The organism is Pseudochrobactrum sp. AO18b (assembly GCF_000409565.1).
GTDB classification, from domain to species: Bacteria; Pseudomonadota; Alphaproteobacteria; order Rhizobiales; family Rhizobiaceae; genus Pseudochrobactrum; species Pseudochrobactrum saccharolyticum.
Genome location: NZ_ANNO01000233.1, coordinates 1 through 20,095, shown reverse-complemented (window position 1 = coordinate 20,095; position 20,095 = coordinate 1). Strand labels below are relative to the sequence as shown.

The following is a 20,095-nucleotide window of genomic DNA, read 5'->3' as shown; positions in this document are numbered from 1 at the left end:
CCACCCCCCCCCGCCCCAGACTGTAAATATCCTTACCATTGATGGTCACACTGCCGGATTGCGGCTTTTCCAGCCCCATCACTGAACGTGCCAGTGTAGACTTACCGGAACCGGATTCGCCGACAATACCGAGACTTTCACCCTGCTTCAGGCTGAGGCTGACACCATGCAGCACCCGCAAATTTTGCGGCTTAGAGAGTAAAGACTGTTTCGGCAGCGTATAATCACGCACCAGATCGCGGACTTCCAGAAGAGCGGTCATACCATCACCTCATCTGTCAGCGGATGAAAACAGGCGACCCGATGCGTCACGTCGAGAAAATCCGTGTTGCCTAATGGCGGGACTGTTGCACGGCAATCAGCCTGCACAAAACGGCAGCGGTCAGCAAAACCGCATTGCGGCAAGCGACTGAACGGATCGGGCACCACACCGGCAATCGTGGTCAGGCGCTGGCGTTTATCCGAATTTTCCGGTTTTGGCCGCATTGTCAGACTATGGGGCGAGGCAGCGAACAGCCCACGTGCATAAGGATGCGCCATGTGGCGGAAAACATCCTGCGTGTCTCCAGTTTCAACCACGCGTCCTGCATACATCACTGCAATGCGATCCGTCATTTCCGAGACTACGCCGAGATCATGGGTAATCAGCAGCAGTGCTGTGCGGCTCTCGTCAATCAGCTCATCCAGCAGATCAAGAATTTGCGCCTGCACGGTAACGTCCAGTGCCGTGGTCGGCTCATCCGCAATCAGCAATTCCGGCTCGCAGGCCAGTGCCATCGCAATCATCACACGCTGGCGCTGACCGCCGGATAATTGATGCGGATAAAGTTCCAGATCAAAGCGCGGGGCAGCAAGGCCAACACGATCTAACAAACGACGCGCGACCTTGTCAGCATCGGCGCGGTTTTCTCTCAGATGCAGGCGACGGCCTTCACTGATCTGTGCGCCAATGGTTTTGATCGGGTTCAGTGCCGTCATCGGCTCCTGAAAAATCATCGCCATCTGCCGGCCACGCATGGTGCAACGGGCAGTCTCTGAGATTGTTGTCAGATCCTGCCCGTCAAAGCGCAAGGTTCCGCTCAAAGCCATACGATGCGGCAGCAAACCCATCACCGCCAATGCAGTGATGGACTTGCCGGAGCCGGATTCCCCCACAATGCCCAGACGCTCACCACGGTTCAGTGTCAGCGTGATGCCGGACAGAATTTCGGCCTGCCTGCCTCCGGCTTGCAAATGCACGCCCAGATCACGGATTTCGAGAAGTGGTGTGGTCATCTCTCTCTCCTGACACGCGGGTCGAGTATATCACGCAAACCATCACCCAGCATATTCAACCCGAGAACCGCAAAGGTAATGGCAAGTCCCGGAAAAATCGCCAGATGCGGCGCATCATAAATATAGGTCTGCGCATCATTCAGCATCTTACCCCAGCTTGGCATAGGCGGCTGTGTACCAAGACCGACATAAGACAAACCAGCTTCCGCAACGATCGCCAAGGCAAACTGAATAGTCGCCTGCACGATCAGCACATGTCCGATATTCGGCAGAATGTGATCCAGCGTAATCGCCACATCGCTGCGCCCTGCACAGCGGGCTGCCAGCACATAATCGCGCTTCCACAGCCCCATCGACGCACCACGGGTAATGCGGGCGAAAACCGGAATGTTGAAAATACCAATAGCAATCATCGCATTAACCGCACCAGGGCCGAATACGGCAGTGATGATCACGGCTGTCAGCAGTGCCGGAAAAGCGAAAGCCAGATCGGTCATGCGCATGACAAAACCATCAATCATACCGCCTCGTGCAGCCGCATAGGCACCGAGCGGCACGCCAAGTCCCATACCAACCGCAACGGCAATCAAAGCCACCGACAAAGAATTACGCGCACCGACCATGACCATCGACAACACATCACGACCAAGTGCATCGGTGCCCAGCCAATGCTGCATCGACGGCCCCTGCAACTTGCGCAGGATATTCATGCCCGTGGGGCTGTAAGGTGTCCAGACCAGTGACAGTACGGCCAGTCCGATCAGAAACCCGGTAATGATTGTCCCGATCAGCAGGCTGCGGCTCAGTCCGAAAGACAGCAAGACCATACGGCTGCGGCGGGAGAAGTTCTCTGCCATGCTCATGCCCGCACTCCTGCAGACAGGCGCGGATCAAGAAAGCCATAGGCCATATCAACCAAGAAGTTCACCGCAATCACACTGGCTGCCAGCAAGGTCACCAGCGACTGCACCGTGACCAGATCGCGCTGCGCAATCGACTGGAAAACCAAACGGCCAAGCCCCGGCAGATTGAACACGTTTTCAATAATGATTGTACCGGCCAGCAGGAATGAGAATTGCAGACCCAAGATCGTCACCACAGGGATCAGTGCATTGGGTGTCGCATGTTTCCACAAGGCTGCATTGCGGCTCAATCCCTTGGCACGGGCTGTGCGCACAAAATCTTCACTCAGCGTTTCCAACACCGCAGAGCGGGTAACGCGCGCCAGAATGGCAGCCAGCGGCAAGGCCAGCGCCACGGCTGGCAGGATCAGCGAGCGGGTGCCTGCCCACAAACCATTTTCCCAACCGGCAAAACCGGAGGCCGGAAACCAGCCAAGCGTAAGGGCGAAAAACAGGATCAGCAGTAAACCGAGCCAGAAATTCGGGATCGCCACACCAATCTGTGCAACGCCCATCCCCACCACATCGGTCGCACTACCGCGCTTTGAAGCGGCAATTACACCAAGAGGAATAGCAATCACCACCGAGAGGATCATTGCCAGCACCGCCAGCGGCAAAGTCACCTGCAAGCGTGGTCCGATCAGCTCACTGATCGGCACAGAATAGGTATAGCTGGTGCCAAAATCACCAACCGGAAAGCCGGTAATCCAGTTAAAGTAACGGACAATCAGCGGGGCATCGAGACCGAGTTGTTTTTGCAAAGCCGCTAAAGTGTCAGGCTGCGCATTAATACCCAGCATAATCGCTGCCGGATCGCCCGGAAGCACCTGCATCAGCAGGAAAACAATAACAGAGGCCGCCAGCGTCGTCAGGATCAGAGAGATCAGACGCCCTGTAAAATAACGCAGCAAATGCGGCCTCCTTCAATATTCATTTCAGCATCAATAGGATCAGTCTGCCCAGTACACACTGGTCAGGTCATTGGCCGGAATGGTCTGATTTTTCCACATGCCTTTGAGCTTCTTGTCCCAGACACCGATTTTCGGCAGGGCATAGAGAAACACATTCGGCTCGTCTTCAGCGAGTTTGCGCTGCAACTGGCCGAGCAGTTCAAGCTGCTGCTTGTCGTCTGTCGCTTCTGCGAACTGCTTGTAGATCGCCTTATATTCAGGGCTGTTATAGTTGAAGTAGTATTTGTCCCGCGCATAGATATCGAGATCGCGGGTTTCCACATGAGCGATGATTGTCGCGTCAAAATCACTGCGGGCAAAGACCTGATCCAGCCATTGCGCGAACTCAACCGGCACAAGTTTCACCTCGATGCCAACTTCTGCCAGCATTGCCGCAATCACCTCACCGCCACGGCGTGCATAGGCAGGCGGCGGCAACATGATAGTGATGGAAGTACCCGCAGGCACACCGGCTTCTGCCAGCAGCTCTTTAGCCTTCGCCACATCATAAGGATAGGTATCGCTCAGATCGACATAGCCCGGTTCAGCGGGTGTATAATGGGCACCAATCGTCTTGGCGAGACCGGTGGTAATTGCTTCCTGCACCACATTGCGGTCAATGGCATGGGCAAGTGCGCGGCGCACCCGCACATCATCAAAAGGTTTACGTGCGTTATTCAGTGACATAATCACTTTGCCAGCCGTCGAGCCGATTTCCACAGCAAGACGTTCATCACTTTGCAGGCGGCTGATCAGCTCCGGTGCCGGAAACTCAGGGAAAGCATCAACGTCACCGGCCATGACCGCAGCGGCAGCGGCTGACGGATCGCTGATGAAGCAGAAAGTGATCGCAGAGAGCTTAGCAGGCTCGCCCCAATAATCAGGATTGCGCTCGAATTCGATCCGGTCGCCCTGCAGCCAGCGCTTGAATTTAAACGGCCCTGTGCCAACAGGATTGGTCTTGTTGGTGGCAATCGTATCCGGTGCCATCATCACCGCATCGCCCCAGCCCATCCCGAACAGGAAGGTCGAAGACGGGCGCTTGAGCGTCACAACAGCAGTTGCCGGATCAGGACATTCGGTCTTTTCAATCGGCGCAAATAGTGCCTTTTGTGCATTGGTGGAATCCGGCGCTATGGCGCGGTCATAAGTGAATTTCACAACAGAACAATCGAAGGGCGTACCATTATGAAATTTCACGCCCTGACGCAGCTTGAATGTATAGCTCAGATTATCCGGTGAAATCGTCCAGCTTTCCGCGAGGTTCGGCTTAACAGCGCCCTCTTCATCAATGCGCACCAGACCTTCATAGAGATTATTATAGGTCAGACGGCGGATAGAAGCCGCAGCATTTGCTGTCGGGTCCATACCCGGAGGCTCCAGCACTTCGCCGATTGCCAATGTATCTTTTGCCAGCCCTGACCCGCTCGTAGCCACAACAGCAATCCCCGTCATTGCTGCCAGCATGAGCTGTCCGGTCAAATATTTATATCGCATTGCCTGTCCCCTTATTTATCACATCCTGATGTTGCTCAGGAATTACCGGAATAGAGCTGGCCGACTTTAGAGCATTTTCTGCTTATCTTGAACCTCAGAAAATGCTCTATCTTTTTGTTTTTACGCGTATCTTACCGAAAACCGTTTCACACTTTTCGGGATACGCTCTAACGAACCATTGTCAATTCAAATGCTTATCACATTTGAAGCCGCAGTTTTAAATTGAACGGCCGCCATCCACATCCAATGCAACACCGGTAATCATACTGGCTGCCGGTGAGCATAAAAATGCAGCGCTTTCCGCCAAATCCTCCGGTTTCAGCAAGCGACCAAGCGGAATGGAGGCACGGAATTTCTGACGGATTTCTTCCGTATCCTCACCCATAAATGTCGTGAGCAATGGGGTTTCACCCGCCACAGGATTGAGCGCATTGACGCGGATATTTTCCGGTGCCAGTTCAATCGCCAGCGCCTTGGTGGCGGATACAACCCAGCCCTTGGTCGCATTATACCATGTGAGGTTCGGACGCGGACGGGCTGCACCAGTCGAGGCAATATTGAGAATAACACCGCCGCCATTGTCTTTAAAATGCGGAATTAAAGCGCGGCTCATCAGATAAATACCGCGAATATTCACCCCGACAATGCGGTCAAATTCATCCGGCTGCACATTTTCCGCCGGTTGTGGTTTATGGCCGATACCGGCATTGTTGATGAGAATATCAACCCGCCCGAACTGCATCTGCGCCTGACGTACCGCTTCCGCCACACCATTTTCCGATGCAATATCCGCTTCAACCGCCAGTCCCTTGCCGCCAAGTTCTCCTGCCACGCGCTTTGCACCCGCAGCATCGCGATCAACGACGACCACATTTGCACCTTCGCGGGCAAATTTACGCGCCATAGCCTCACCAAAACCCGAACCTGCGCCGGTGATGATTGCAGTTTTATTCTCAAGCGAACCAGTCATTATGCGGTATTCTCCCATGCGATTTTCTGCAGATCAGCCGTGATAGACCGAAATGGTTTTCAGCGAGGCAAAGCCATAAAGCGCCTCAAAACCTTTCTCACGACCGTGGCCGGAGCGTTTCACCCCGCCAAAAGGCAGCTCAATGCCACCGCCTGCTCCGTAATTATTGATAAAAATCTGTCCGGCATGCACCGCATGCGCCATACGCAATTGCCGCGCGCCGTCTTTTGTCCACACGCCGCAAACCAGCCCGTAAGGTGTGCTGTTAGCCAGCGCCACGGCTTCCTCCTCCGTATCAAACGGCATAATCACCTGCACGGGGCCGAAAATTTCCTCCTGTGCCAGCCGGTGTTGCGGCGGCACATCGCGCAGCAAAGTCGGGCGCACATAGGCACCATTTTTCGGTGCATCAGGCACAATTTCACCCTGCGCCGCAAAAAACAAACCATCCTGTTTTGCCAGTTGCAGATAATCTTCAATGATCGCTTTCTGACGTGTCGAGACAACAGGCCCTAGCGACAGATCAGCCTCCGCTGCGCCGACTTTGAGCGCATGGTAGCGCTCACTCATAGCGGCAATCACCTGCTCATAGACTTCACGCTGCACAAGAATGCGTGAGGAAGCAGAACAGGTCTGCCCTGCATTCTGAATGCCTGCATTGACCAGAAACGGCAATGCACGCTCAATATCCGCATCAGCAAACACGATTTGCGGAGATTTACCGCCGAGTTCCAAAGTCACCGGCACAGCATTTTTAGCCGCTGCGGCCTGCACTGCCTCACCCGTGCGCAAAGAACCAGTGAAAGAAATATGATTGACCTGCGGATGGGAAGACAAAGCCGCTCCGGCCTCGGCACCCAGTCCTGTCACCACATTCAGCGCACCGGTCGGCAATCCGGCCTCGTGGGCAATCCGCGCAAATTCGAGAATGGTCAGGCAGGCTTCTTCCGCTGGCTTGACAACCGCAGCATTGCCCATAGCCAGAGCCGCACCAAGACTGCGGCCAAGGATCTGCATCGGATAGTTCCACGGGATAATATGCCCCGTCACGCCATGCGGCTCATAGACAGACAGAACGGTGAAACCGTTCTGATAAGGCAGCGTATCACCATGAACCTTGTCAGCAGAGGCACCGTAAAATTCCAGATAACGCGCCAGCGCTACCACATCGGCACGCGCCTGCGTTAAAGGTTTGCCGACATCACGCGCTTCCAGCACAGTCAGAAGATCAATCTCGCGCAATACCGCTTCTGAGATTTTATGCAGAATGCGACCACGTTCGGTTGCGGTCATTTTCCCCCAGAGACCGGATAAGGCTGCACGTGCGGCGTCAACGGCGAGATCAATATCAGCCGCAGTGCCACGGGCGATCAGCGCCAGATCACTGCCGTCTGACGGATTTTTCAGTGTCAGCACCTCACCCTGCACGGCATCCTGCCATATACCATTGATGAAATTGCCGTAGCGCCGCTGTCCGTTCTCTATCCCGTGTGCCATGTCATTCTCTCCCGCAGGATGTTTCCTGCTGATTATTTTGCATCATCTGAAGGCTGTTGATGGTCTTGCGGATATGCTGCCGCGCTAATTCCTCAGCCCCTGTACCGTCTTTGCGCGCAATCGCTTCAACGATCAGAGCATGTTCCTCAATTGCATTTTTCGCCCGCTCTGCCGTGAGCGCAAAAACCGGCGCAAAGACCTGCGAGGTCATGCGCAGCAATGGCACAAAATTCTCCAGAGAGGCATTGCCGCCCGCTGCCATTACCGCCAGATGAAAATCCACATTGGACTGCGTATAGGCTTTGGAATCCCAAGGTTCGATAATGGAGCGCTGATGCCTGATGAGTTTTTCAAGGCCGGCAATCGCACCTGCATCGGCGCGTTCCGCAGCAAAACGTGCGGCAACACCGTCAATCACTTCACGCACGGCATAAGCATCGAGCAGATGCGGCAGATCAACACTTGCCACACGCACACCGCGACCAGGGAGATGAACGATCAGACCATCGCGCTCGAGCACGCGCAATGCCTCACGCAGCGGCGTGCGGCTGATACCGAATTCAGCAGCAATATGCTCCTGTCGCAAAATCGTGCCCGGCGCATATTGACCCGCATAGATGCTCTCACGAAGTGCTTGCGCAACTTCGTCCAGCAGCCTCGTTTGGCTGCTCCATTTATAGCTGGACAAGCCTGTGTTCCCTTATATTTTTCAGTATGATTATCCAGGATACAAAATTGTTCAAGACAAAAATGCCCTTCACCAGATATTTGTTTTCAAAGGCTTCTCCCGCCTGAAGTGAATGCGTGCTCCGGTCTCAGCGATGCAGAAAAAACGGATCGCGCTTTTCGATAAAGGCGCTCATGCCTTCTTTCTGATCGTGGCTGGCGAAGCCGGAATGAAACAGACGGCGCTCGAATTGCACACCCTGAGACAGCGTTGTTTCATAGGCCGCATTCACAGCCTCTTTCGCCATCATTGTTACCGGCAGAGATTTTTCAGCAATGGTGGATGCCACACTCAAAGCTTCTTCAAGAAGCTGATCCACTGGCACGATACGGGAAACCAGACCACAGCGCTCGGCCTCATCGGCCTCCATCATTCGCCCTGTCAGGCACATTTCCATCGCTTTGGATTTACCGACAAAGCGTGTAAGACGCTGTGAGCCGCCCATACCCGGAATAACGCCAAGGCGGATTTCCGGCTGGCCAAATCTGGCATTATCTGCCACCAGAATAAAATCGCACATCATCGCCAACTCACAACCACCACCCAGCGCATAGCCTGCAACGGCTGCGATAATGGGTTTGCGCACCGAGGTAAAACGCTCCCATTCCCCGAACCAGTTTGCCGCGAACATAGTGCTGAAATCCTGCACCTGCATTTCCTTGATATCTGCACCGGCGGCAAAGGCTTTGGCCGAGCCGGTCAGAACAATACAGCCCACATGCTCGTCTTTGTCTGCCGCTTCCACCGCCGCAATCAGTTCTGCGGCCAATTGCCGGTTCAGCGCATTCAGCGCTTGCGGACGGTTCAGCGTGATGAGCAGCACGCGGCCATGCATTTCTGTGAGAATGGTTTCATAAGTCATGATATACCCTCCTTGCCGCGCAACAGGCGGATAATACCGGAGAAATCCTCACCGCCGGAACCAAGCGCATTGAACAGATTATAGAGCTGCGCCGCCTCCGCTCCCAATGGCGTGGTTGCCCCCACAGAGGCTGCCGCTTCCTGCGCCAATTTCAAATCTTTCAGCATTAAACTTGCGGCAAAGCCCGGCTGATAATCTCTGTTTGCAGGCGATGCAGGCACCGGCCCCGGCACCGGACAATTGCTTGTCAGTGCCCAGCACTGGCCGGACGAAGTAGAAGCCACATCAAACAATGCCTGCTGGGACAGACCCAGTTTTTCACCCAAAGCGAAAGCCTCGCACACACCGATCATGGAGATACCGAGGATCATATTATTACAGATTTTCGCCGCCTGCCCTGCACCGGCCTCACCGCAATGCACAATGCGTTTGCCCATAGCGGCCAGAACCGGCTCAGCCTTGTCAAAAGCGAGTTTTTCGCCACCGGCCATAAAAGTAAGCGTTGCTGCCGTTGCACCGACAACACCACCGGAAACCGGCGCATCAATGCTCAATAATTTATGCTCTGCTGCCATTTCATGCGCCTTGCGGGCGCTGGCAACATCAATGGTCGAGCAATCAATTAACAGCGTATCCGCAGCAACCAGCGTTACCAGTTCGCGCCAGACACTCAGCACATGGGAACCGGCGGGCAGCATGGTGATAATCACACCAGCGCCCTGCACAAGCTGTTCCACATTATCCGCAATCTGAACGCCGTTTGCTTTAGCTGCTTGTTTTGATGCCTCAACCAGATCAAAACCGCGCACGTTAAATCCCGCTTTGACGAGATTGGCTGCCATTGGCCCACCCATATGACCGAGGCCGATAAAACCAATAATCTTATTAGTATTCATTTATCCCTCCCGCTCAAAATTTCTCTCGCGATAATCACCCGCATGATCTCATTGGTGCCTTCCAGAATCTGATGCACACGCAGATCGCGCACCAGTTTTTCCACGCCATATTCGCTCAGATAACCGTAGCCGCCATGCAGCTGCAGCGCCTGATCGGCAACCTTAAATCCGGCATCAGTGACAAAACGCTTGGCCATAGCGCATAGTTTCACGGCATCGGCATCATGGCGGTCGAGCGCGCGGGCTGCACGGTGCAGAAATGTACGCGCTACTTCCAGTTCTGTTGCCATATCGGCAAGACGAAATTGCAAGGCCTGAAACTGGTGCAGTTTGGAGCCAAAAGCCTTGCGCTCATCCATATAGGTCAGTGCTTTGTCAAAGGCGGCCTGCGCACCACCGAGCGAACAGGCGGCAATATTCAACCGCCCGCCATCAAGCGCCGACATGGCAATTTTAAAGCCGATGCCTTCCTGACCAATCAGGTTTTCCGCCGGTACGCGCACATTATCGAACATCACCGTGCGGGTTGGCTGGGCATTCCAGCCCATTTTCTTTTCATTGGCACCGAAAGACAGGCCGACTGCATCCTTCGGCACGATAAAGGCTGAAATGCCTTTGGCTCCAGCCGCACCGGTTCGTGCCATCACGATATAAATATCACTCGCACCGGCACCGGAGATAAACTGCTTCTGCCCTGTAATCAGATAATCATCGCCATCGCGCACGGCTTTAGTACTGAGATTGGCGGCATCGGAACCACAGGCCGGTTCGGTCAGACAATAGCTGGCGATCAGTTCCATCGGTGTCAGTTGCGGCAACCATTTCTGGTGCTGTGTTTCTGAACCATAGGCATCAATCACCCATGCGCACATATTATGGATCGACAAAAATGACGCGATCACCGGACAGCCCTGCGACAAAGCTTCAAAAATCAGAGCCGCATCCATACGGGTCAGGCCGGAACCGCCCACATCGTCACGGATATAAATGCCGCCCATACCCAGTGCCGCAGCCTTGCGCAGCACGTCTATGGGGAAATGCTTTTGCTCATCCCATTCCAGAGCATGAGGTGCCAGTTCCTGCGCGGCAAAATCCGCAGCCATGGCAAAAATACTGCTCTGCTCCTCGTTGAGTTCACCGGACATGGTTCTCTCCTTCGCTCTGCACAGGTTTGTTACGCCCGATGTTCAGTTCCGGAAATTCCCCCTCATCAAAAGCGACCCCACGAAACACATCATCCTCGATGCCCTCCCGCTCAAAACGGCGCAGTTGCACACGGCGGATTTTTCCGGAGATTGTCTTGGGTAGTTCCCGCACAAACTCCAGCGAGCGGATGCGCTTGAACGGTGCCAGACGTTCATTGGTATATTGCAGCACCGAAAGTGCGAGCGCACGCGAAGGCTCTTCACCGGCACGCAGCAAAATATAGGCTTTGGGAACCGACAGGCGGATCGGGTCATCCACCGGAACAACCGCCGCTTCAGTCACCGCATCATGTTCCAGCAACACGCTTTCCAGCTCAAACGGGCTGATACGATAATCAGAGGATTTGAACACATCATCGGCGCGGCCGACAAAATGCAAATAACCATCCGCATCCTGATAGGCGACATCACCGGTGCGGTAGACACGACCATCAGTACCGCTGAGATTGCCGTCCGCCTCCTGATAGCCTTGCATCAACCCTGCCGGATGTTTGTCATCCAGCACCAGACAGACTTCGCCTTCCTGCGCTGCATGGCCGTCCGCATCAAGGATCACCACTTCGTAACCCGGTAATGGCTTGCCCATCGCGCCGCTCTTCACATTCTGCGCGGGACTATTCGCCACCTGTGCCGTGGTTTCTGTCTGGCCGTAACCGTCACGGATTGTCAGCCCCCATGCCTCACGCACCTGCTCAATAATTTCAGGATTAAGCGGCTCACCGGCACCAACCACTTCGCGCAGGCTCATTTTACAGGCTTTGAGATCTTCCTGTATCAACATGCGCCACACGGTCGGCGGTGCGCACATCGTGGTCACTGCGCAGCGCTGCATTTCTGCCAATAACACCTTAGCGCTGAAGGCTGGCTGATTGACCACCAGCACTGTGGCACCGGCATTCCACGGTGCAAAAAGCGAGCTCCACGCATGTTTCGCCCAACCAGGGGATGAAACATTGAGATGGATATCGGCCGGTTGCAGACCAACCCAATACATGGTTGAGAGTGAGCCGACCGGATAGCTGCGATGACTGTGCCGCACCAGTTTCGGTTTAGCGGTGGTGCCGGAGGTGAAATAAAGCAGCATCGGATCATGCGGCTGAGTTTCACCATCCGGCTGAAATTCAGCGGACTGATTGAAGGCTTCATTATAATCATGCCAGTTACTGTTTTCTGCGACATGACCATTTGGCACCTGAATGCGCAGCACCTCATTTCCGGCCAGTCCCTCGCATTTCAAGAGCTGATCGCCGGTTGCGAGAATAGCGCAGGCATGGCCGCGCTCCAGTCGGTCAGACAGTTCATCCGGTGTCAGCAATGTCGTCGCTGGGATGACGATAATACCGAGTTTCATCGCTGCAAGCATCACCTCCCACAGAGCAGGCACATTGCCGAGGAGTACCAGCAGATGATCGCCGCGCTTCAGACCCAGCCCGCCCAGATAATTGGCAAGCCGGGAAGAGCGGGTACTTAGATCAGCAAAACTCAATTTTGTGTCTGTTTGCGTGGCGCTATCGACAATCCACAAAGCAGTCTGATTGCGGCTTTGCGGATTGGCAGCAAGCTCAGTATCAAACCAGTCCAGCGCCCAGTTGAAAGGCAGTGCCTCCGGCCAGACAAAACCGGCTTTTGCGGCCTGATAATCCTCGCGATACTGCAAGAGAAAATCACGCGCCTGCTTAAAATTCTCCGTACTCAGCTGCCTCATGCAATCCTCCCAAAATGCATAAATCACTGTGTTTGTGGCTATAAACGCTCCACCGCTATGGCTGTTGCCTCACCGCCGCCGATACAAATACTGGCAATGCCGCGCTGCAAATCATGGGTCTGCAACGCTGCCAGTAATGTCACCAGAATACGCGCGCCTGATGCACCGATCGGATGACCGAGCGCACAGGCTCCCCCATGAATATTCACCTTCTCCGCTGGCAGATTCAGTTCCTGCATTGCGGCCATTGTCACCACGGCAAAAGCTTCATTAATCTCGAAAAGATCGACATCATCTTTTGTCCAGCCGGTTTTCTCATAGAGTTTGCGCATGGCACCGATTGGCGCCGTGGCAAACAGGCGCGGCTCATGGGCATAAGATGTCTGCGCAACAATACGGGCAAGCGGTGTCAGTCCGCGTTTTTCCGCTTGCGAAAGACGCATCAGCACCAGTGCCGCTGCACCATCCGAAATCGAGCTGGAATTGGCGGCCGTAACCGTTCCGTCCTCACGAAAGGCAGGTCGCAGAAACGGAATTTTCTCCGGTCGTGCTTTGGCCGGTTGTTCATCCATATCAATCAGATGCGCGGAATTGCCATTTCCCGTCACAACCGGTGCAATTTCCTTTGAGAAATAACCGCGCTCCAGTGCCGTCTGCGCACGTTTTAAAGAGCGTAGTGCAAACTCATCCTGCGCGGTGCGGCTGAACTGAAAGGCCTCGGCACAATCCTCGGCAAAACTGCCCATCAGACGGCCTTTTTCATAGGCATCTTCCAGCCCGTCGAGAAACATATGATCCGTGATTTTGCCATGCCCCATGCGATAGCCGCCACGGGCTTTATCCAGCAGATAGGGCGCATTGGTCATGCTCTCCATACCACCGGCCACGATAATATCCGCACTGCCACCGGCCAGCATATCATGCGCCATCATCACGGCTTTCATACCGGAACCGCACATTTTATTGATCGTCGTTGCTCCCGACGCTACGGGAATGCCGGCAGCAATCGCGGCTTGACGTGCCGGTGCCTGCCCCTGCCCCGCAGACAACACACAACCCAGCAAAGTCTCATCAATCTCGTGTGCAGCAATCCCTGCCCACTCAATCGCGGCCTTGATTGCTGTTGCACCAAGTTCTGCCGCCGGTACCGTGCTGAAGGCGCCCTGAAAAGCGCCCAGAGGTGTGCGTGCCATGCCGACAATAACCACAGGATCTGCCATCTGCACTTCCTCCCAAAACTGCAAATTCAGATGAAGAACTTTGAGCCTAGCCCTAAGATCTATGGCAAAGAATGACAGTTTGGACTTTATTTTATGATCGGTTTTGCCATATCTTATTATTCAGGAGCAGGAGGAGACGATGATCGGTCGTGGCTTTGTTGATGATGCACTGACAGTCTTACAACACTATGCACCTGCAAAAATACCGGATGTGCTGGCGGCTGCCGGTATTGATGCCAATGCTTTACGACAACCGGATTTCAAACTGGATGCTGCACATTATAGCCGCCTCTGGCTGGCCATTGCCGAAGAAATTCAATGCGAGTTTTTCCGCTTCGGCCAGCGCCCGATGCCACCCGGAAGTTTCGCCATGCTGTGTCACGCTGCTCTGTCCAGCGATAATCTCGAACATGCCATCCGCCGGTCATTACGCTTTTTTACCTTGCTGATCGGTGAGCCCAAAGGTGAATTGATCCTGCGCGATGGGCTGGCTGTTATTGTGCTGCGTGAGGTGAGCCCCGCACGTCCGGCCTTCGCCTACCGCACCTTTTTTCTCATTCTTTACGGCGTGCTGTGCTGGCTCGTGAAACGGCGCCTGCCTATCCACGATATTGGTTTTCGCGGTGCGCCTCCGCCGGACAGGCCGGATTATCTGGATTTTTTCAGTACCAAAGTCCGTTTTTTTCAACAGGAGACCAGCCTCAGCTTCGACCCTGCTTTGTTGTCGCTGAAAATCCACCGCAGCAAAGCAACCCTAAGGCAGTTTCTGGCACAGGCACCGGCCAATATTCTGCTGCGTTATCGCTATGATCGCGGCAGTGCTTCTGCGATCCACAAATTGCTGCGGGAAACCCCACCTGCCAACTGGCCGGATTTTGCACAGGCAGCGCAAAGCCTGCATATATCCGAACCGACATTGCGCCGCCATCTGCGGGCAGACGGCATGAGCTATAGCAGCCTCAAAGAAGAACTTCGCCGCCAATATGCGCTGAACTGGCTGCAGGAAACCGATAAGCCGGTCGGCATGATTGCGGCAGAACTCGGCTATACGGAGCCGAGTGCTTTTCACCGCGCATTTAAAAAATGGACTGGTGCAAGCCCTGCCCGCTACAGATCATCGCAACCGGAGCCAGCCACACGAAACCGCGATTACGGATACGCTGACCGATCTTGAAAATGAAGCTGTCAATGCGATCGCCATGGCGCTGAAAAACCGGCCAGAACCACGCCATAGTAATTGCAACAAACAGCCAAGACAGCGTGATATCCGAGAGAAAATGGGCTCCCATAACCAGCCTGTTCAGCGAGAAAACCAAAGCTGCAAAACCGGTAATAATCAGCAGCAGCACACGATTGGCACCGCCCAGAACCAGCGGAATAGCAAGCATTGCCATAGCACTCGCGGATTCACCCGACGGAAAAGAGCAACTGCTCTGACAGCTCTTGGCAATCTGCCATGCCGGACTGAAAAACGAACTGCCGCCAAATTCCATAATTTCATTCGGACGGGCACGGCCGACAAGATATTTCAAACCATGAACAATAGCTGCCGCACCGATAGCATAGACAGACAGAATATAAAGCAGCTTATGCGGCGCAGGCAGCCAGCGCCGGTTAAACAGACCTTGCAAGATCAGACAAGCAAGCAATGCAGGCACGATGATTGCCGGCAAAGTGCGGTGCAAATCACGCAATGTCAGTAAGAAACGGTTTTCATGTAGCGGAAACTGGCCTGCACGATCTGCAAACCAGCCGGAAACCGTAATATCAATGACCGGGATCACCATGAAGATAAAGCTGACAATCACTGCTAGTCTTATCAGTATGTTAAGTCTGTAATTGCCATGGCGAATGACAGAAACATTGCTGTGCAATGGACCGGCAGAACTGCGTATCAGTGCAGGCAGATTATTATTTATACCCATAGAAATTCAAGCACGAATAAATACAATAAAAACAAAACATAAATGTAAATCATGAGGTAGCTTTCTCATGGGACGACACTCCGTCCGGCACGCATCATATGTTGGCCTGTCAGTAAAAATTCACTTTTGTAAAGATTCCGTCTGATAGCTTGCGGTCGTTTTGGATTGCGCGGAAGGAATGAAGAAGACACAAGCGCATGTAACCGCTGCTGCCACTTGGCAGACAGGTTCCTCTTATCCTGAAATTCTGACTGAAGCTCCGTATAGTATGACACTCAACAATTCTCGCTCACATTTATTACACGGGTTGATGTGCAGCAGAATTGTCAAGATTTAACCGGAATAAGATGTGATCCGGTTTAAGACTTATCGTCAAACAATATATTCAATATTATTTTTTAAAATTTACCTATGAAAACTGTATTTTATGACAATTGCATAAATATTACTCCGTATTACGGAATTACAAACCCAGATATTCTGAATTTATGCCACTGTCCCGTCCGGCTTATTCTCCGTCAGTTTGCGCGGAAAAATCATGGTCACGCAAGCTCCGCCCTCAGCCAGACTGGCCTGCTCCACTCTGCCGCCATGGGCAGTCACGATTGCACGGACAATTGACAAGCCCAGACCTGACCCGCCGGTTGCTCTTGCACGGGACGGCTCGCCACGCCAGAACACATCAATCGTATGGCCGGAAAATTCCTGATCGAAGCCGGGTCCGCGATCAATAATGCGCAGAAAGGCTTCTTCTTTATTCAGATATCCGCTTTCACAGCGCAAATATCCGCCGGATGATGCATAACGGCAGGCATTTTCCAGAACCGCCAGCATGGCCTGCCGCAGACGCTGACTGTCCGCCGGAATGATGGCTCGTTTCAGATTGGTTTCCAGCACCATTCCCGCTTCGGCGAGCAGTGAGCGTGAAGCCTGCAAGACCTGCTCGGCCGCCTGTGCAATATCTGTATTACAGCGCTCGGTCACCAGTTTCTGGCTGGCTGCAAGCGATAATGTACGAAGGTCATTGACCAGACGGGTCAAACCTTCCACCTGCATCAACAGGTCTTGAATCCGGTCATCGTCCCGCGGAAAAATCTTATCGGCCATTCCCTGCAATATGCCCTGAACAATGGTCAGAGGCGTACGCAACTCGTGGGCCACAGCCATGGTGTTGAAGCGCAAACGACGCTCCATATTCTCCAGCTCTTCTGCCAGCGCATTGAAGCGCTCGATAAGCATCGCAACTTCGCTTGTGCCTTTAACCGTGTCTGGAACACGGACGGAAAAATCGCCTTCACGCAGGTTATTCACTACGCGTGTAAGCTTTTCCAAAGGGCTGCTGAATTTACGGGCAAGCCAATAACCGATGAGGCTGCAAATCAACGCAGCCCCAAGCCCGAATTTCAGCACCAGAAGATAAAGCTCAGCCTCTGCATCTTCATATAAAGGCGTCAGTTGCTGGACAAGAGCCAGAAAATCGGCCTCTTTCGGAAGCTCCCCCCTGTCCAGCATCTCATAAGCGAGACGGGCATTATCACTGATCTGGCTCAGATATTGCTGTTCATACAGGCCTTGTACCCACATGACACCAAAGAAAATAATCGAAAAACTGAGCATCAGCATCGCTGCTGTGACCAGAGCTGAAACCGTACTCAGTGACAGGCGGGATAATTTCATCGTGGTTCTGCCAGACGGTAGCCAATACCACGTACCGCCGGAAACAGACCGGACGGCCCGCCTGATGCTTCAATTTTGCGGCGCAGATTGGCAATATGCGTATCAATGGTACGAACCAGCGCATCACTTTGCGGCAGGCAGGCATCCAGCAGATCATTGCGCGGAAATGCATGGGTCGGACGCCGGATCATATGGGCGAGAATGCGAAACTCGCTCAGCGTTAACGGCAGCAGCTGCCGCTCCTCATCCGTATCGGTGAAAGCCGCATGGGCATCAAAATCAACCAAAATATTCTCAAAGCGGATTGCTGCATTGGCCGCATTATTACGGGTGCGGCGCAACACAGCATTCACCCGCGCCACAACTTCCTGCGGGTTGAACGGCTTAATCACATAATCATCCGCACCGAGGCGCAGACCTGAGAGACGATCCAGATCTTCTGCCAGCGCGCTGATCATAATTACCGGAATATTGCTTTCCCGCCTGATGCGCGCCAGAACTTCAAAACCGTCATATTTGGGCATTTTGACATCCAGCAGGATCAGATCCGGCGACAGCATGGCATGATGGCGCAACGCTATTTCGCCGTCAGAAGCACAGACTGTGCGGAACCCGTCACGGATGAGGTAAGCTTCGAGAATACCGGCAATTGCCGGTTCATCTTCAACAATCAGTATCAAGCCTTTGTCAAGCATTCCGCACCTTTTATACCGGGTTCGCACAAGGCAATATAGTTTGACAAATCAATATCAACCATCACCTGCATAGGGAAACAATTGCCAGTATAAGCTGAATGTCAAGATTTTGTGTGCGTCACGCCAAGCATCAAAAGGCGCATTCCTAATAAAGTGCCTGCATATTGCCGGTAAACATTATTTCCCGACAAATTGTCCGATTTCCGCCATTAAAAGAGAACCTGTTCAAAAGAACAAGTTCTCTGCACATTATTACAGTCAGACTGTCAATGCGTTCTCGATAGCCTGTTTTTCATCCGCCGTCAGATCAAGCCGGTTCAGATCTGCATCCAGCAGCACCGGAACGTCACATCCCTGTGGCAGCACAGCGAGCGCGGGTGTTTCATTCTTCTTATTTCCGGCTGCAACGCTCAGATAAAACGGCTCTTCTTTCTTCTTAAAACGGCTGGCACGCTTCTTCTTTTTACCCGCTTCATTCAGGTAGCTGTAAAACACATTACGCATACCATAATTCGACTGAATACCGGTCACGGTGACAGCAACGGGTTTAAGAGGCAGTGGTTTGCGGATTTTCTTATTCAGACCACGCGTTCTGAACATGGCCACAATCACAGCAATCGCGCCACCGATCAGCAGCACAGTGAAAACACCGAGCGTGAAAATGCGATCCCAGAGCTTTTCGATGCCCAGATCCAGTGTCACCAGCGACGGATCATCACCGGAGCGAACGATTTCCACATCATAGCCGGAGCGGTTCATGTCAAAAAACATGAAGCTGACGCTCTCCTGAACAGATTGACCCGCGCTGTCCTTGAAAACAATATCGGCTTTACAATCGGTCATAATCAGCTGGCGGGTTTTGCACTCGCCTTTGCGCAAGCTGGCATTCTCATCCACGACCGGATTCTGGCTGATTTTATAGTCGCGCAGAATACCCGGCCCTTGGTACCAAAGCAGAAACGCACCAAGCGCCATACAGACAATCATCGCAAAAGAGAGGATAATACCGCCGGAAAAGCCGGAATTTTTGATCTGAATTGCACGGCGCGGAAACGCCTGTTCAAGAGCCTGCATATGAATAATGTCCTGATGCCTGATACGAAATGTTTTTTCCGCTATAACGAAAACCAGACACCGAGACCACCGGAAACCGTTTCACAAAACGCAAGTCCGCGTAATCAAATTTGTGCAGGTCCGGTCAAACCCGCTCATAACAATGCTGCCAAAGCCTTATTTACCGGCATAAACGGCACTGATTTTCAGATTTTTCTGGAACGCAGCCAGCACAGCCAGCGGTGAGCTATCGGATTGGGACACAGAAAAAGCCGGATCAAAAACCAGCTTTATCGCGGCCTTAGATTGCGGATGCGGCAGATCAGCAATCAAACGGCTGAGTGCCTGTTTGCCGTCGGCATCAATCATATTGGCTGACAAGCCCGCAACAAAGGCCAGCGCCATAGAGCGATATTTTTCAACTTCCGGTTCCGGATCATCATTATAACCAATCATCCCGACGATAGTTGTCATAACATAATTTGCAAAGAAACCCTGATCGTCGAGCTCGGTCGAAATCTCACGAATTTTCATGGTTTCCAGAGACGAGCTTTGCGCGCCCAGAATATCAAAACGCGGCAATTCAGACAGCTCAACCGTCGCGGATGACAGCACTTCACCAATATACCGGCCGGAGAAACGCGCTTCAGTCACGCGGAATATTTTACTGTCCTTATCCCATTGATAGGCCAGTTTCAGATCAAAACCATTCTTCTGAATTTTGCTTAAATAACGCATCGCAGGGAGACTGGACGGCCAGTATCCGACAGACTTGACAGAGATTTCAGCCCATTCCGGCCAGTATTCAGCGTCCTTTTCCAGCGGAGCACTGCGGATTTCAACGGTTTCGGCTGACCAGCTCTGATAGGTTCCGGCATCGATGGTGACATTGCTGAGTGTGCAGCCATCTGCACGATAGGTAATTTCAGCGCCGTCCAGAAGTGAAGACAAAACCGCCTCAGCAAAAATAGCCGCGCAAGGGCCTTCCACCTTAACCTGTTCCTGCTTCTGCAGTTCTGCCGGATTTTGTTGTGCAAGC

The 20,095-nt window shown here is 53.2% G+C and carries 19 protein-coding genes; 1 reads left to right on the top strand and 18 read right to left on the bottom strand.

Annotated elements, in window-relative coordinates; translation table 11 throughout:
• From A918_RS0109625 to A918_RS0109565, 13 genes are all read right to left on the bottom strand, one after another.
• On the bottom strand, nucleotides 1–262 hold a 262-nt coding region (locus tag A918_RS0109625; RefSeq protein ID WP_028233620.1), incomplete at its 3' end, for an ATP-binding cassette domain-containing protein.
• Nucleotides 259–1,275: an ABC transporter ATP-binding protein gene (locus tag A918_RS0109620; RefSeq protein WP_022710859.1), complete on the bottom strand. Its 1,017-nt coding sequence runs from the start codon at nucleotides 1,273–1,275 to the stop codon at nucleotides 259–261. The genes A918_RS0109620 and A918_RS0109625, both read right to left, overlap by 4 nt.
• Nucleotides 1,272–2,132, bottom strand: a complete 861-nt coding sequence (locus A918_RS0109615; protein ID WP_371257514.1) for an ABC transporter permease — start codon at nucleotides 2,130–2,132, stop codon at nucleotides 1,272–1,274. Before A918_RS0109615 ends, A918_RS0109620 begins: the two co-directional genes overlap by 4 nt.
• A 2-nt stretch (nucleotides 2,133–2,134) precedes the next feature.
• A complete protein-coding gene (locus A918_RS0109610; RefSeq protein ID WP_022710857.1) occupies nucleotides 2,135–3,088 on the bottom strand; it encodes an ABC transporter permease in 954 nt (317 codons plus the stop codon).
• A 39-nt stretch (nucleotides 3,089–3,127) separates the two neighbouring features.
• Nucleotides 3,128–4,594: an ABC transporter substrate-binding protein gene (locus tag A918_RS0109605; protein ID WP_022710856.1), complete on the bottom strand. Its 1,467-nt coding sequence runs from the start codon at nucleotides 4,592–4,594 to the stop codon at nucleotides 3,128–3,130.
• Between the two features lie 247 nt (nucleotides 4,595–4,841).
• Entirely contained in the window at nucleotides 4,842–5,594 is a 753-nt protein-coding gene (locus tag A918_RS0109600; protein ID WP_022710855.1) for a glucose 1-dehydrogenase, read from the bottom strand.
• A gap of 33 nt (nucleotides 5,595–5,627) precedes the next feature.
• Complete coding sequence (locus A918_RS0109595) at nucleotides 5,628–7,091, bottom strand: aldehyde dehydrogenase family protein (protein ID WP_022710854.1); 1,464 nt, start codon at nucleotides 7,089–7,091, stop codon at nucleotides 5,628–5,630.
• Between the two features lies 1 nt (nucleotide 7,092).
• Nucleotides 7,093–7,779: a GntR family transcriptional regulator gene (locus A918_RS0109590; protein ID WP_022710853.1), complete on the bottom strand. Its 687-nt coding sequence runs from the start codon at nucleotides 7,777–7,779 to the stop codon at nucleotides 7,093–7,095.
• Between the two features lie 127 nt (nucleotides 7,780–7,906).
• On the bottom strand, nucleotides 7,907–8,680 hold the full coding sequence (locus A918_RS0109585; protein WP_022710852.1) for an enoyl-CoA hydratase: 774 nt from the start codon (nucleotides 8,678–8,680) through the stop codon (nucleotides 7,907–7,909).
• Nucleotides 8,677–9,576 (bottom strand): 3-hydroxyisobutyrate dehydrogenase, encoded by a 900-nt coding sequence (mmsB, locus tag A918_RS0109580; protein WP_022710851.1) that lies wholly within the window; start codon nucleotides 9,574–9,576, stop codon nucleotides 8,677–8,679. The genes A918_RS0109585 and mmsB overlap by 4 nt, the downstream gene beginning before the upstream one ends.
• Nucleotides 9,573–10,721 (bottom strand): isobutyryl-CoA dehydrogenase, encoded by a 1,149-nt coding sequence (locus A918_RS0109575; protein ID WP_022710850.1) that lies wholly within the window; start codon nucleotides 10,719–10,721, stop codon nucleotides 9,573–9,575. Before A918_RS0109575 ends, mmsB begins: the two co-directional genes overlap by 4 nt.
• Complete coding sequence (locus tag A918_RS0109570; protein ID WP_022710849.1) at nucleotides 10,711–12,486, bottom strand: AMP-binding protein; 1,776 nt, start codon at nucleotides 12,484–12,486, stop codon at nucleotides 10,711–10,713. The genes A918_RS0109575 and A918_RS0109570 overlap by 11 nt, the downstream gene beginning before the upstream one ends.
• Nucleotides 12,487–12,524: 38 nt before the next feature.
• Complete coding sequence (locus tag A918_RS0109565; RefSeq protein WP_028233618.1) at nucleotides 12,525–13,712, bottom strand: acetyl-CoA C-acyltransferase; 1,188 nt, start codon at nucleotides 13,710–13,712, stop codon at nucleotides 12,525–12,527.
• Nucleotides 13,713–13,845: 133 nt separating this feature from the next.
• On the opposite strand from A918_RS0109565, the gene A918_RS20070 reads away from it, so the two are divergent.
• Nucleotides 13,846–14,880, top strand: coding sequence for an AraC family transcriptional regulator (locus A918_RS20070; protein WP_022710847.1), 1,035 nt, complete (start codon nucleotides 13,846–13,848; stop codon nucleotides 14,878–14,880).
• On the opposite strand, the gene A918_RS20065 is transcribed toward A918_RS20070, so the two are convergent.
• The 5 genes from A918_RS20065 to A918_RS22040 all read right to left on the bottom strand — a co-directional run.
• On the bottom strand, nucleotides 14,783–15,631 hold the full coding sequence (locus tag A918_RS20065) for a phosphatase PAP2 family protein (RefSeq protein WP_084664741.1): 849 nt from the start codon (nucleotides 15,629–15,631) through the stop codon (nucleotides 14,783–14,785). The genes A918_RS20070 and A918_RS20065 overlap by 98 nt on opposite strands.
• 486 nt (nucleotides 15,632–16,117) lie before the next feature.
• Nucleotides 16,118–17,308: an ATP-binding protein gene (locus A918_RS20060; protein WP_022710845.1), complete on the bottom strand. Its 1,191-nt coding sequence runs from the start codon at nucleotides 17,306–17,308 to the stop codon at nucleotides 16,118–16,120.
• Nucleotides 17,305–18,003 carry a response regulator transcription factor gene (locus tag A918_RS0109545; protein WP_022710844.1) on the bottom strand — a complete coding sequence of 233 codons (699 nt, stop codon included), beginning with the start codon at nucleotides 18,001–18,003 and terminating at the stop codon, nucleotides 17,305–17,307. The genes A918_RS20060 and A918_RS0109545 overlap by 4 nt, the downstream gene beginning before the upstream one ends.
• Before the next feature lie 258 nt (nucleotides 18,004–18,261).
• A complete protein-coding gene (locus A918_RS0109540; RefSeq protein ID WP_022710843.1) occupies nucleotides 18,262–19,077 on the bottom strand; it encodes a hypothetical protein in 816 nt (271 codons plus the stop codon).
• Between the two features lie 156 nt (nucleotides 19,078–19,233).
• On the bottom strand, nucleotides 19,234–20,095 hold an 862-nt coding region (locus A918_RS22040), incomplete at its 5' end, for a hypothetical protein (protein WP_033316020.1).

Coding starts and splice junctions, on each gene's coding strand:
- A918_RS0109540 (WP_022710843.1), bottom strand. CDS start 19,077: ATGCAGGCTCTTGAACAGGCGTTTCCGCGCCGTGCAATTCAGATCAAA.
- mmsB (WP_022710851.1), bottom strand. CDS start 9,576: ATGAATACTAATAAGATTATTGGTTTTATCGGCCTCGGTCATATGGGT.
- A918_RS0109570 (WP_022710849.1), bottom strand. CDS start 12,486: ATGAGGCAGCTGAGTACGGAGAATTTTAAGCAGGCGCGTGATTTTCTC.
- A918_RS20065 (WP_084664741.1), bottom strand. CDS start 15,631: ATGGGTATAAATAATAATCTGCCTGCACTGATACGCAGTTCTGCCGGT.
- A918_RS0109600 (WP_022710855.1), bottom strand. CDS start 5,594: ATGACTGGTTCGCTTGAGAATAAAACTGCAATCATCACCGGCGCAGGT.
- A918_RS0109615 (WP_371257514.1), bottom strand. CDS start 2,132: ATGGCAGAGAACTTCTCCCGCCGCAGCCGTATGGTCTTGCTGTCTTTC.
- A918_RS0109575 (WP_022710850.1), bottom strand. CDS start 10,721: ATGTCCGGTGAACTCAACGAGGAGCAGAGCAGTATTTTTGCCATGGCT.
- A918_RS20070 (WP_022710847.1), top strand. CDS start 13,846: ATGATCGGTCGTGGCTTTGTTGATGATGCACTGACAGTCTTACAACAC.
- A918_RS0109585 (WP_022710852.1), bottom strand. CDS start 8,680: ATGACTTATGAAACCATTCTCACAGAAATGCATGGCCGCGTGCTGCTC.
- A918_RS0109595 (WP_022710854.1), bottom strand. CDS start 7,091: ATGGCACACGGGATAGAGAACGGACAGCGGCGCTACGGCAATTTCATC.
- A918_RS0109545 (WP_022710844.1), bottom strand. CDS start 18,003: ATGCTTGACAAAGGCTTGATACTGATTGTTGAAGATGAACCGGCAATT.
- A918_RS20060 (WP_022710845.1), bottom strand. CDS start 17,308: ATGAAATTATCCCGCCTGTCACTGAGTACGGTTTCAGCTCTGGTCACA.
- A918_RS0109605 (WP_022710856.1), bottom strand. CDS start 4,594: ATGCTGGCAGCAATGACGGGGATTGCTGTTGTGGCTACGAGCGGGTCA.
- A918_RS0109620 (WP_022710859.1), bottom strand. CDS start 1,275: ATGACCACACCACTTCTCGAAATCCGTGATCTGGGCGTGCATTTGCAA.